This is a genomic window from Paraburkholderia sp. J12 (genome assembly GCF_905220215.1).
Taxonomy (GTDB): domain Bacteria; phylum Pseudomonadota; class Gammaproteobacteria; order Burkholderiales; family Burkholderiaceae; genus Paraburkholderia.
The window spans coordinates 22,210-34,631 of the sequence record NZ_CAJMZC010000015.1 but is presented as its reverse complement, the minus strand read 5'-3'; the positions used below and the strand labels follow the sequence as shown (position 1 = coordinate 34,631).

General features: G+C 64.0%; 10 protein-coding genes. 8 read left to right on the top strand and 2 right to left on the bottom strand.

The window, feature by feature from the left end; all coding sequences use genetic code 11:
* The first annotated feature begins 2 nt into the window (after window positions 1-2).
* From U5760_RS25965 to U5760_RS25930, 8 genes are all read left to right on the top strand, one after another.
* Complete coding sequence (locus U5760_RS25965; protein WP_322015190.1) at window positions 3-800, top strand: TagK domain-containing protein; 798 nt, start codon at window positions 3-5, stop codon at window positions 798-800.
* Complete coding sequence (locus U5760_RS25960) at window positions 784-1,620, top strand: type VI secretion system accessory protein TagJ (protein ID WP_415914181.1); 837 nt, start codon at window positions 784-786, stop codon at window positions 1,618-1,620. Before U5760_RS25965 ends, U5760_RS25960 begins: the two co-directional genes overlap by 17 nt.
* Window positions 1,617-2,135 (top strand): type VI secretion system baseplate subunit TssE, encoded by a 519-nt coding sequence (tssE, locus tag U5760_RS25955; protein WP_322015189.1) that lies wholly within the window; start codon window positions 1,617-1,619, stop codon window positions 2,133-2,135. The genes U5760_RS25960 and tssE overlap by 4 nt, the downstream gene beginning before the upstream one ends.
* A 1-nt stretch (window position 2,136) precedes the next feature.
* Complete coding sequence (gene tssF / locus U5760_RS25950) at window positions 2,137-4,017, top strand: type VI secretion system baseplate subunit TssF (RefSeq protein WP_322015188.1); 1,881 nt, start codon at window positions 2,137-2,139, stop codon at window positions 4,015-4,017.
* 2 nt (window positions 4,018-4,019) lie between these two features.
* Window positions 4,020-5,066, top strand: a complete 1,047-nt coding sequence (tssG, locus tag U5760_RS25945; protein WP_322015187.1) for a type VI secretion system baseplate subunit TssG — start codon at window positions 4,020-4,022, stop codon at window positions 5,064-5,066.
* A 17-nt stretch (window positions 5,067-5,083) separates the two neighbouring features.
* The gene (locus tag U5760_RS25940) at window positions 5,084-6,169 is read left to right on the top strand and encodes an ImpA family type VI secretion system protein (RefSeq protein WP_322015186.1); all 1,086 of its coding nucleotides are present in this window, start codon (window positions 5,084-5,086) and stop codon (window positions 6,167-6,169) included.
* Between the two features lie 126 nt (window positions 6,170-6,295).
* Window positions 6,296-7,264, top strand: coding sequence for a fimbrial protein (locus tag U5760_RS25935; protein ID WP_322015185.1), 969 nt, complete (start codon window positions 6,296-6,298; stop codon window positions 7,262-7,264).
* A 53-nt stretch (window positions 7,265-7,317) separates the two neighbouring features.
* Window positions 7,318-8,721: a GlcNAc-transferase family protein gene (locus U5760_RS25930; protein ID WP_322015184.1), complete on the top strand. Its 1,404-nt coding sequence runs from the start codon at window positions 7,318-7,320 to the stop codon at window positions 8,719-8,721.
* On the opposite strand, the gene U5760_RS25925 is transcribed toward U5760_RS25930, so the two are convergent.
* The gene (locus tag U5760_RS25925; protein ID WP_322015183.1) at window positions 8,626-12,051 is read right to left on the bottom strand and encodes an RHS repeat-associated core domain-containing protein; all 3,426 of its coding nucleotides are present in this window, start codon (window positions 12,049-12,051) and stop codon (window positions 8,626-8,628) included. The two genes, U5760_RS25930 and U5760_RS25925, sit on opposite strands and share 96 nt — an antisense overlap.
* Window positions 12,052-12,067: 16 nt before the next feature.
* Window positions 12,068-12,334: a PAAR domain-containing protein gene (locus U5760_RS25920; protein ID WP_322015182.1), complete on the bottom strand. Its 267-nt coding sequence runs from the start codon at window positions 12,332-12,334 to the stop codon at window positions 12,068-12,070.
* Window positions 12,335-12,422: the final 88 nt, after the last annotated feature.

The following is a 12,422-nucleotide window of genomic DNA, read 5'->3' as shown; positions in this document are numbered from 1 at the left end:
TCATGACCGGATACCAGGCCCGCTGGGATAACACGCCCCTCGCTCCAGCCTCGAAAGCCAGCAATCTGCTTGCCGACCGTTCGCCCGTCCAGGCTCCGGATCAGGCACGCGCGCCTTTTGCGAATGCGGACTTTCATGTTATATCCGACCTTTCATTCGAAGACAGGCTTTCCAGCAAGCCTGTCCCTTCCGACTCCACCGCCCCGGCAAGTCCGGCTGACTTCAGCGACCTGATCGCGATGTCTGGGGCACTTGCCGACCGTGACGGCGACCCGCTGCTCTCCTTGCTCGATCGCTCTGCGCCGGCAATGGAGGATCCGGACGACGGGAAGGTTCTGTTTCTGCCTGTCGATACGGACGGACAGGATCCGCTCGCCACGCTCACGCTCGAATACCAACAGGCGCTATTAAGTCAGAAAAGCGGTCACGAGCACGATCTGAAAAGCGCCCACGCAGACGGCAGCGGCCCGATCATCGTCGCGCCGCAAGATCCGTTCGCCGACCTCGCGAATCATCCAGACTCCGAAGCATCGGTTTTCGATCTGCTCACGAAGGGCCGCAATATCGATACGCTACTCGGCAGTCTCGACGCATTCGACGCCGGGCAGATCTTCGAAGCAGAAAAGCATCACGACATCCTCACATTGCTCGCGCCGCGCGGTATCGCCGCACGACGTGGGGCTCACGCTGCCCCGCTCTCGCGCGAAGAGCATCACATGATCAGCATGGACAGCCACATGGCCATGCCTGATGTCATCGAAGAAGACACACCTGGATCTCCCCATGAAAATCACCGCTGACCTGCCGGCAGCGCACGCCTCGACGCTCCATGGCGTGCTGAACACGCAAACCCTCGACGAACTGAAAGAGCAAACGATGGAACATGTGCGCAGACACCCATCGAATGTCCGCGAACGGTGGCTGCTGTTCGAGCTGTTATGCCTCGGCGGTGAATGGGAGCGCGCGTTGCGCCAGTTGCAGACGTGGGCCACGCTGGAACCCGAAGGTACCGCGCGTGCCCAGCTGTATCGTGGGCTGATACAGAGCGAGGTTTTCCGCACCGAAGTATTCGCGGGCCGGCGCATGCCGGACTCGATCGATCCGCTACCAACGTGGGCGAACTCGCTGGTTCGGGCCAACATGAAGCTCGGCGAAGGCGATATCGCCGTCGCCGATGAACTGCGCAACGTCTCCTTCAACGACGCGCCGGCAACACGAGGCGAAAGCACACAAATGGGCGCGTTCGAATGGCTGACCGACAGCGACAGCCGGCTCGGGCCGGTGTGCGAACTGGCTGTGGCGGGCGGCTATCGCTGGGTGCCGTTCGAAGCAATCCGGTCGCTCACGCTTGGCCCCGTTACGGCTCTGACCGACCTCCTCTGGCGCTCAACTGTCGTGGGCCTGCGCAATGCCACCGTTCTGCGCGGCTATATGCCCGTGCGCTATCCGGGCTCGGAAAGCGGCCCGCATGCCATCAAGCTCGCGCGCAAAACCACGTGGCAGGACGTCGGGGAAACGAACGTAATCGCGCTGGGCCAGAAAACCTGGACAACCGACCAGGGCGACTTCGGCCTGCTCGAGATCGGCGAATGCCACTTCAACTACGACGGGCAGACATGAACGCGCCCGATCTCCAGCACCGGCAGGCTTTCATGCCATCGCTCATCGACCGCCTTCTCGATAACGCACCGCAACGCGCGGCCGAGCATCCCGACGCCTATGCACCCGACGGCGAAGGCATGCGCCGCGTCATCCAGCGCGACCTGAGCCTGTTGCTCAACACGACGAGTTTCGAGGACGAACTGGACATGACGCGACACGCAGTGGCCGCCGGATCGGTGATCAACTACGGAATTCCCGCGCTGTCCGGCCACTACCTCAACAACCGCAACTGGGAAACCGTCGAGAAGATGGTGCGCACGGCAATCACCCGTTTCGAGCCGCGCCTGATGTCCGAGTCGTTGCACATCCGTCCGCTCAACCGCGAGGACCCGATCCGCTACAACCGCCTGATACTGGAAATCAGCGGGCTCATGCACTGGTCGCCTTACCCCCTCGAATTCCGCATGCAGAGCGCGTTCGACATCGAAATGAACCAGGTCACCTGCGATACGGACTGCCGCTGGGAGCGCTGACATGGATCCGCAATTTCTCGACTACTACACGCGCGAGCTAACCTACATGCGGGAGATGGCCGGCGAGTTCGCTGCACAGCACCCGAAGATCGCGCGCCGTCTCGGCATGGAAGGGATCGAAGTCGCCGATCCGTACGTGGAGCGCCTCATCGAGGCCTTCTGTTTCATGTCGGCGCGCACGCAGATCAAGCTCGACGCCGAGTTTCCGCGCTTTACGCAGCGTCTGCTCGAAGTCACCTATCCGAATTATGTCGCGCCCACGCCATCGATCGCTGTCGCGCGGTTACTGCCTAATCTGCGCGAGGGCGATTTCACCCAGGGCGTGAAGGTACCGCGCCACAGCCCGTTGCGCTCGGAGATCCCGTCGGGCGAGCAGACGGCCTGCGAATTCCGCAGCAGCCAGGATGTGACGCTGTGGCCAATCGAGATCGCCGAGGCTCGGCTCACGGCCGTGCCGCCGGATATTCCCAACACCGATCGCCATCTGCTGCCTCACCAGCAGTTGCGCGGCGCATTGCGACTGCGACTGCGCACGACGGGCGCGGTGAAGTTCAGTCAGATGGCGCATTTCGACCGCTTGCCGATCTACCTCGGCGGCGACGAACGCATTGCGTCACATCTGTTCGAGCTGATCCACGCGGGCAGCGTCGCTGCCGTCGTGCGCACGCATGGCGCGCCGCGCGGCGAAGGGCATGTGATAGCCAGAGCCCCGGTCGAGTTCGAAGGGTTTCAGCCGGATCAGGGTGTGCTGCCGCTCACATGGAATACATTCCACGGCCACAATCTGCTGCAAGAGTATTTCGCGTGCCGCCAGCGCTTTTATTTCTTTGCGCTGACCCAGCTTGCCCCCGGTCTTGCCTGCGTCGACAGCAAGGAGGCCGAGGTGGTGCTGTTGCTCGATCGACTGCCGGAAGAACTCGCCACGCACGTCGACGCGTCCCGCTTCCTGCTGTTCTGCACGCCGGTCGTCAACCTGTTTCGCAAGAGCACCGATCGCGTCGAAATCAACCGGGCGCACACCGATTTTCATCTGCTCGTCGACCGAACCCGGCCGCTCGACTACGAGATCTTCTCGGTATCGCGCGTTTCCGGCAAGAAGGCCGAAACATCGGTTGCAGTGGACTTCAACCCGCTCTACCGGACGCTGCATAGCGACGTAGGCAATCACGGTCGCTATTTTTCGGTGCGCCGCGAGCAGCGCGCGCTGTCCACCAACGCGCGCAAATACGGTACACGTACGCCGTATGTCGGCACGGAAGTCTACGTGTCGCTCGTCGACCAGACCGACGCGCCGTATGCGGACGACATGCGCTACCTGTCGGTCGACGCGTGGGTTACGAATCGCGATCTGCCGCGCCTCATCCCGCGCAACGGCAAAACCGATCTCACGATGCCCGACTCGGTGCCGGTCGAGGGCGTCGCTCTCGTGCATCCGCCAAGCGCACCACGTGCGCCATATGCGAGCGGAGAAACCGCGTGGCGCCTGATTCGCCAGTTGAGCTTCAACTACATGCCGCTCGCCGACCTCGATCACGGCGACGGCGGTCAGGCGTTGCGCAACATGCTGAGCCTCTTCATCACGCCTCGCGAGCGCGAGCAAGCCCGCCAGATCGAGGCGCTGGTGGGCGCGCGCACCGAACCCGTCGTCCGGCGCCTGCCGGGCCAGGGACTGCTCGTTTATGGACGCGGCGTGCGCTGCGAGCTGACCGTCGATGAGACCGGATTCTCTGGCCTTAGCCCTTACCTGTTCGGTCTCGTGCTCGAACATTATCTTGCGCGTCATGTGTCGATCAACGTGTTCACGGAGACCGAACTCCGCTCGATGCAGCGCGGTCTCGTCACGCGCTGGCAGCCGCGCATGGGCGGCCGCGGAGCCGTGTAAGCATGGACAGTCGCGATACGACCACCGCCGCGTCGGCGCCAGCATCACTCGATCCACGGTCGCTCGACGCCTGGTTCGATCCGGCCACGCCCTGGCAGTCCGGTTTCATGAGCCTGCTGCGCGCGATCGCCGCCCGCGACCCGCACAGCCCGTTGCCCGGCACCGCGAGCCTGCCGCGCGAGGAGCCGTTCCGGATTGGCCAGCAGCCGACGATGATGTTCGCGCCGCGCGAGATCGCGGCGCTCGGCATGCGCGGCGGCCGCCTCGACGTGCGCCTGTTCGGGCTCGGCTTGTGGGGACCACAGGGGCCGCTGCCGCTGCACATGACCGAGCTGGCCTACAGCCGGGTCGAAAGTCATCAGGATCACACGCTCGTTCATCTAGCTGACCTGTTCCATCACCGCGCGCTCTCGCAGTTCTATCGCGCGTGGGCGGCAGCCCAGTCCACCGCGTCGCTCGACCGTCCCGACAACGAAACCTTTTCGTTCTACGTCGCGAGTCTGATCGGCATCGACCCGGCCGAGGCCAGACGCTCGTGTCTCCCGTCGCACGCGCGCTACAGCGCGGCAGCGCATCTGATGCGAGAAGCGCGCAATCCGGACGGGCTCGCATCGATGCTCTCGAACTATTTCGCTTTACCCATGACCGTGGAGGAATTCGTTTCGCACTGGATCCGGCTGCCGGATTCGGAGCATACGAAGCTCGGCACTCCGGGACCGGCAGCCATCATGGGGGAATGCGCTCAGCTCGGCGAGACCCTTCCGGACCGGCAGCACAAGTTTCGCCTGGTGGTAGGTCCGCTGGATCTCGACCAGTACCTGCGCCTCACACCGCACGGCGAGGATCTCGCGACGCTCGTCGAATGGGTGCGGGCCTTCGTCGGCCACGAATACGCATGGGAGGTGAAGCTGCTCGTCAAGCCGCGCGCCGCACCGCCCGCCCGCGCCGACACCTCGCAAAGACTCGGCTATTCCACCTGGCTTGGCGAAGCGATGAACGAACAGCCGGTTGTCGGCATGGTGTTCGACCCCGAGCAATACACCGACTGATTCTGGAGTCTCTCCGCATGAATGCCCATTCTCCCGCCGCTGCGCTACGGTACGCGGACCTGCTCGAACCGGTCTGCGCCGACGCGCCCTGCGGCGCCGAACTCGACTACGACCAGGACTTCGTCATGCTGCTGGCCGCCGCGGCTCCGCGTGTCGAAGCGCAATACGGCAATTTCGTCGGCGTCCCGCAGGCCGCCAACTGGGCCGAGATCGAACGCGATTGCCGGACGCTGCTCCTGCGCGCGAAGGATATCCGCCTTGCGGTCATCCTGCTGCGCTGCCGGATCCGGCTCGACGGCGCGGCCGGGCTGCGCGACGGACTGGCGTTTCTCAAGGCCCTGCTCGACTGCTATGGCGAAGCGCTGCATCCGCAGCCCATCTTCGAGGGTGAGCGCGATCCCGTTATTTACGCGAACGCGCTCGCCGCGCTCGCCGATCCGGATGGCCCACTGGGCGACATGCGCGACATCGTCATGCCGAAAGCCACGGGCGTGCCCATGCAGTTTCGCGACATCGAAAAATCGTTCTCCACGCCGCGCCTGAAGGACGCGCTCGCGCCGGAATCCGTCAGCCGCCTGCTCAAGGAATTGTGGGGACGGCGCGACGCGGTGATAGTGGCGTGCAGGGAAGCCCAGCATCTGACGGCCGACATCGTCGCGTGGTGCGACGCGACTCTCGGCACCGATGCCCCCGATCTCAGTGCGCTGTCGAAAATGCTGCAGCCGTTTTCACAGGCGCAACTGGATGGCGGCGCGCCGTCGGCGATGCCGGCAACGGTGCCGATGGCGGCATCGCCAACGGCCACCACACCGCCCATCGCCGACACGATACCCACCACAGCGCCGGCGGCAACGACCTCCCTGTCGATCACGCAACCCGACCTGCCGCCCGGTTTACCAACGGCCGTCCCGGTGCCGCGGGATCGCTGGAGCGCACTCGCGGCTATTCAGGAAACGCGTATCTGGTTCGAACAGAACGAGCCGAGCAGCCCCGTCATCGTCCTGTTGCGACAGTCGGAACGGATGGTCGGCAAGCGGTTTTCGGAACTCGCGCGGCTCATTCCGGCCGACCTGCTGGCCGCGTGGGACCCGATCGAGGACTGATACGCCTGCGTACGATTGCCCAGCCTCATTTCCCGTCAACCCATACGGTACACCGGTCAACGAGAACCCTTGCCAATGAAAAGACTCGTCCAGTTTCTCATCCTGCTTACCCTCGGGATCTCACGTATGGCATCAGCCACGTGTCTTCAACTGACTGCCAGCGAGATCAGCTACGCCCAGCAGACTTTGGGCTATGCCGCTTATCAGCAGTTGCAGGCCACTGTCCTGTTCCAGGATGCCTCGATGTCGATCGATCCCGGCCTTGCCGTCGGCTCGGTGATAGCGACAGGAACGTCGAGCGCACTGCCCACCGCGACGGCCGTCATGACCTGCACGAACGGCGGCACCACGACTCTGAGCCTCGCCGGGGCCACCCCTTCCAGCCTGTCGGGCGTCTATAACACCAATGTGCCGGGTATCGGCTTCACGCTCAGTTATGTTCGCGCAAACGGCACTCTGCTGACCTTCCCGGCCTCGCAGTCCATTCAATCGGGCACGGGGGGGCCCACGCAGGTGGTCTACGAGACGCTCGGCGCGGGTTCGCGGTTCCAGATCCAGCTGATCAAGACCGGGGACATCGCAAGCAACGTGAACGTCCAGTTCGGCACGGTCGGCACGGAAACGACCGACGGAGACGGCAAGGCAGTCGTGCTGGTCGGCGCCAACGGCCTCAACATCAAGGTGCTGCCGAGTTGCTCGGTCGACAGCAGCAAGCTGAACATCGACTTCGGCACGTTCGGCCCCACCGACGTTTCAACCACCTCGGGGCCCACCCAGCCCATCAACTTCAACGTGCTCTGCACGGGCCCGACGCCACCGGCATCGATCACTGCAGCGCTCTCCGGAACGCCCGATACCAACGCCCCCAGCATGCTGAAGAATACCGGGGCCTCGAATCTGGCTATTCAGCTCAAGGAAGTCTCTACCGGCACGATCCTCCAGCCCAACAATCCGAACAGCACGCTCGTCCACACGCCCAGCGGCGGCATGCAATCGCCTTTCGCACTCCAGGCAACTGTGCTGCGCGTGGTAAGCACAACGCCGACCGCGGGCAAGATCCAGGCTACCGCGACGATCACCATGACCATTCTCTAACCTGCCCATCGACCACGCACGCGATTGCCCTACCTGGACCGGAAGCCATCCGCATGACCGCACTACCCGCCGCGCAACCTGACTCGATCTTCGTGCAGATCGCGAGCTATCGCGATTCGCAACTCATTCCCACTTTGTGCGATCTGATCAACAAGGCAAAGAAGCCGAATCGGCTGCGCATTGTCGTCTGCTGGCAGCACGGCCCCGATGAAACGCTGGCCGGATTCTGGCAGCGGGGCTTCGGCAAATGGCACATGAAGAAAGCCGAAGACTGGACCATTCAGCACCTCAGCTACCGCGGCGCGTTGGTCGAGCTGATCGACGTGCCGCACATGATGTCGCAAGGCGCATGCTGGGCCCGCAATCGCCTTCAGCAGGAATACGGCGGCGAGCGGTACACGCTTCAGCTCGACTCGCATCACCGCTTCGTCGACGGTTGGGACGCACTCTCGATCGACATGCTGGAATCGCTGCGCGACGAAAGTCCGAAGCCCGTGCTCACCGCGTATCTCCCGGGATTCGACCCGCAGAACGATACGGCCCTGCACGGGTCGCCTCAGTTCATGAGCTTCTTCCGATTCGGTGCAGAGGGCGTCGTGATGTTTCAGGGCAAGCCCCTTCCCGCCGAGCCGGTACGCAATCGCCCCGTTCGTGCGCGCTTCTATAGCGGGCATTTCACGTTCGCCGATGGTCATTTTGCGACAGTAGTCCAGCACGATCCCGACTACTTCTTTCTCGGCGAGGAAATTTCGATCACCGTGCGTGCATTCACGCATGGCTACGACCTCTACCATCCGCACTGCCTGATTGCATGGCACGAGTACACGCGTCAGCACCGCGTCAAGATGTGGGACGACCACAACGGCGAGGCCAAAGAGAAGGGTGTCATCAAGGAGCATTGGGCGGAGCGCAATGAACGGGCGTATCTGCGCAATCAGGCGTTGCTCGGTGTCGACGGCAAACCGTCTTCAACGCACGAGTTCGGCAAGTACGGCCTTGGCACCGAGCGCACGCTCGCGGAATACGAGACCTATGCCGGTATCAGCTTCGCCTCTCGCGGCGTGCACGAGACCGTTCTGGGTCACGAGCTGCCGGAGCCTCCCGGCACGCCACGTCCAGACGCGGCAATCTGGCAAGCCTCACTGCGGCGCGCGAACGACGTCCGTGTCTGTGTGCATCAGAACACGTTCGATGAGCACGCGGCGACCCCGGGCGCGCAACCAACGCTCTCAGGCGCGGCCTCCGCTGTCGTCGCTGTTTACGGCCACGACGAAACCGAGCTGCACCGCGAGGCAATCGAAGCCCGCGATCTGCACCAATATCGGCAGAACGACTGGCTCGACTACCACGCTATCTTCTTCTCAGCGCTCGAGCGGATCCCAGCCCGATACGTCGTCGAGCTGCGCGACGACGCCGGCGATCTGCTGAGCCGGGTCGGGCACACCGTCGTTGTCTGATACCTCCATACCGGCGAGGTACGGAAACCGCTCCGGCTTTGCCCGGCCAAGCGGATTGCACCATGTCAGCGGATTCGGCGCGTATCGGTACGGACTGATACCACCGTCGCCAGTGCGGTCAGGACTGATGTAACGCCCGGCCTCCGGGTCATAGAAACGCGTACCGTTGTAGTGCAGCATCGTTTCTTCGTCCACGTATTGTCCGGCGTAGCGCAGCGGCTGCGGGACCGTATCGCTGCGCCCCCACTCCTGGGTGACGGGATCGCCCCACGCGCGATAACGCCCCCGCCACACCAGCTTGCCGGTTTCGTCGGTCAGTGCGAGCGCCGTGCCGACGGCATCGATATGGTAGTGATAGAGTTGCGTGTCGGTGATCTTGCCGTCGTGGTCGAGCACCTGGTCCACACAGGCGAGCGGTGCAAAGGCCATCGACCGGCTCGACTCCGGTTGATAAAGGTAGGTGCGCAATGCGCCGCTGCGCTGCTCCTGGAGGAGCCGGCGTCCCTGCCACAGATAGCGTGTAAGTTCGTCTTGCGCCAGCGTGTACGGTTGCTGCGTCGAACCGGATTCGACGCGTTTCGCGATCCGCCGGCCGAGCGCGTCATACTGGAAGCGCACGGTGCGGCCCTTGCGATGCACGGCAATCACCCGCCCTTCCGCGTCCCAGTCGAGCGACAGCGTATGATCGCGGCCGCTCCTGCGCGCCAGTTGCCCCCAGGCGTCGTACTCGTAGCGATAGCCACGGCATTCCACGATCCGGTGATCGGGATAGACAGCCGGGAACCAGTTTCCACTGGGCGTATCGAGCAGATTGCCCGCGGCATCCCACGTGAAATACTCGATGCCCAGGTGCTCCGACACGCGCCGCAGCAGGCAGCCGCGCCGATCGTAGTCATACCAGGTCTGACCTTCGGCGGGCCCGTCGGTCCTGACCGGCATGCCCGCCGCGCTGTAGTCCACTTCGCGCCACAACTGCCTGTCGCTTTCGGACGGCGCCGCTGGCGCGCCCAGATCATCGCTCGATACCGTGCGCCACCACACCGGCAAACCAAGCGGCGAATAGCCGGTGTGCGTACGCAGACGACCTTGCGTATGCGCGATCACGCGCCGCATCGCGTCGTACCAGAAGCGCGCGACCGGGCGCTCGTCCAGTTCGACGAACGCGATATGGCCGGTCTCAAAGCGGCGAGTACGCACTTCCTGTCCCTGCGGCAGCTGTGTCGCAACGAGACGGCCCACGGCGTTGCAGGTGTAGTGCAATGCGCCGTTCGCACCGCGTTCCGCGACCAGGCGGCCGCTCGCGTCATATTCGAAACGGATTTCATCGGCGCCGATGCCGAGCAACTCTCCTTCTTTCGTCGGTGTGCGGCTAACCAACTCGAGACCGCCTCCGGCAGCATAGCGGTACAGGTAGAGGTTATGCGGCGTCTCGCGCTGGATGAGCCGCCCGCCCTCGTCATAGGCGAACGTCTCGCGGCGCTCCTGCGCGCCCGCTTTCGAGGTGACGCCGCAGATCTCGCCCGCATCCGTATAGTCGAAGCGGCGCGCCACGCCGTCGGCATCGGTGATCGACAGGCAATGACTCGCGCCCCATTCGAGCGTCTGGATCGCACCGTTCGCGCTCTCGATTCGCACGGGTCGGCCATGCGCATCGTACTGCCGCACGATCGCGTGCCCCTCCTCGTCGATCGCGCGCACGACGTTGCCGCGCGGGTCGCGGTGCCAATGCCGGTTCTGGCCGTTCGACCCGACGAACGAAGTCCGTCGGCCGGCTGCATTCCAGACATGGCGCTCCACCTGCCCGTCCGGACGCGTGACGCTCAGTGCGTGACCGAGGCCATCGCGCTCGAAGTGCGTTACCCCGCCAAGCGCGTCGGTCACGCCGGTCAAATAACCGTCGACGTTGTACTCGTAGTGCGTTGCGCTGCCATCGACCTCGGTGCGCCGCGTGACTTGCCCCCATGCGTTGTACTCGTAAGCAGTCGCAACACCCAGGGCGTCGATGGCGCGGACGGCGAAGCCATTCGCATCGTACTCGAAGCGCATGACTTCGCCGGATGGCATCTGGCATTGCAAGGGCTGCAAATGCTCGTTGCGCGACCAGGCCCATCTACGGCCATCGCTCATGGTCACGGAGACAGGCTCGCGCGACGCAAACGCGTATTTCGTCGTGCGGATCCTGCCGAGCGGATCCGTTTCCTCGCCGACGCGCCCGAGCGAATCATATTCGAGGCGAACCTCGCGCTCACCCGGTAGCCAGATCGATGCCGGCGCGCCGGTATCGCGATAGCCGAAGCGATAGCGCCGCCCGTCGAAATCCCTGTGTGACAGCACATAGCCGTGCTCGTCGTATTGCCAGCTCGCATCGTGGCCGAACACATCGCTCACCTGGCTGCCCCGGCTATCGACGTCGTAAGCGAACCGTTCGCGCGCCCCCTCCGAGGTGGCGCGCTCAACCACGCGCGCGACGCCGCCGGTCGTCTGCCACGTGTACCGCGTAATCATGCCGAGGAGGCCAGCCTCCTCGACGATCCTTCCGTTTTGCCAGCTAAAGCGGCGAACGACGGTGCCGGTCCGGTTGCGTACCTCCGTCAGCTCGCCGTTCGAACTGTAAGCGTACTGGACGAGCACACCGGTCGGGCCGCCGTCCACGCATTCGACGGCCGCGAGGCGTGCGCCCTGTCTCGTTTCGTAGTGCATCCGCAGTTCGTGACCGCACGTGCCGCGCATGCGCAACAGACGTCCCTCGCCATCCCAGATGCATCCGATCCGCTGCCGGTGCAGATCCTCGACGTACTTCAGCCGGGCGATTCCGCGGGCGTCGAAGTCGCCGAAGACCCAGTAGCGCGGTGTCAGGTCGGCGACGACCATGCGGCCGTCGGGCAGATGAGCGAAGTGCAATTGGGCCGACGGCGCGATTACCTGTGTTCCACGCTCGGGAAACGGCACCGTAAGCGTGCCGCCGTACTCATCGACGTAGATGAGCTTGTCGCCCGACTTGTGCAGCGTGATTTCCCAGCGGGTACGCCAGCCAACGCCGAGCAGCCCGATCGCGGCGCGTGCGCTCGAATAGTAGCGAGACCATCCAAGCGGCAGACGGCCGCGAAGCGAGAAATCGGTTTCGTCTGCGGGCAGACAGACCTTGCTGCCGGACACCACGTCCACCGAGCGCAACAGGATGCCCGAGAGCGCGCGGCGTATTCGATACCGGTCGACCACCTCGCCAAGCTGCCGGCAGCGGTCTGCCGTCTGCCCTGCACGCGTCAAAGGCAACACAACGCCGGGCAGCCTGATCAGGTCCGCGCCCGGCCCTGCAATTCCAGTCTCCAATGCCTCTTCCCTGTCGTCATGAACCGATGAGTACGTCCGGCGAACCGGATGTGACCACCGAACCACACGAAGTCTTGCCGCCGGCCATCGCGGCCGGGACGTCGTTGATGAATACAGTGGCCGAGCCCGAAACCAGAACTTGCGCGGACGGATGCAGTGGGCAGACGGCCGAACTGATGCCGGCTAGCGCCGCCGGGATTCCATCGATCAGGACGTCTGGCGACCCGGTAATGATCGAGCCACCATGGTCGATCAAGTCTCCTACGCGAGATAGGGGAAACATGGGGGAAATTCTCCTTCTGAACGGACGGCGAGGCATTGAGGGCCGCGCGCGCATGCGCGCCGCGGCCGAACGCAATAGTGGAATGTCG

Coding starts and splice junctions, on each gene's coding strand:
- U5760_RS25965 (WP_322015190.1), top strand. CDS start 3: ATGACCGGATACCAGGCCCGCTGGGATAACACGCCCCTCGCTCCAGCC.
- U5760_RS25960 (WP_415914181.1), top strand. CDS start 784: ATGAAAATCACCGCTGACCTGCCGGCAGCGCACGCCTCGACGCTCCAT.
- tssE (WP_322015189.1), top strand. CDS start 1,617: ATGAACGCGCCCGATCTCCAGCACCGGCAGGCTTTCATGCCATCGCTC.
- tssF (WP_322015188.1), top strand. CDS start 2,137: ATGGATCCGCAATTTCTCGACTACTACACGCGCGAGCTAACCTACATG.
- tssG (WP_322015187.1), top strand. CDS start 4,020: ATGGACAGTCGCGATACGACCACCGCCGCGTCGGCGCCAGCATCACTC.
- U5760_RS25940 (WP_322015186.1), top strand. CDS start 5,084: ATGAATGCCCATTCTCCCGCCGCTGCGCTACGGTACGCGGACCTGCTC.
- U5760_RS25935 (WP_322015185.1), top strand. CDS start 6,296: ATGGCATCAGCCACGTGTCTTCAACTGACTGCCAGCGAGATCAGCTAC.
- U5760_RS25930 (WP_322015184.1), top strand. CDS start 7,318: ATGACCGCACTACCCGCCGCGCAACCTGACTCGATCTTCGTGCAGATC.
- U5760_RS25920 (WP_322015182.1), bottom strand. CDS start 12,334: ATGTTTCCCCTATCTCGCGTAGGAGACTTGATCGACCATGGTGGCTCG.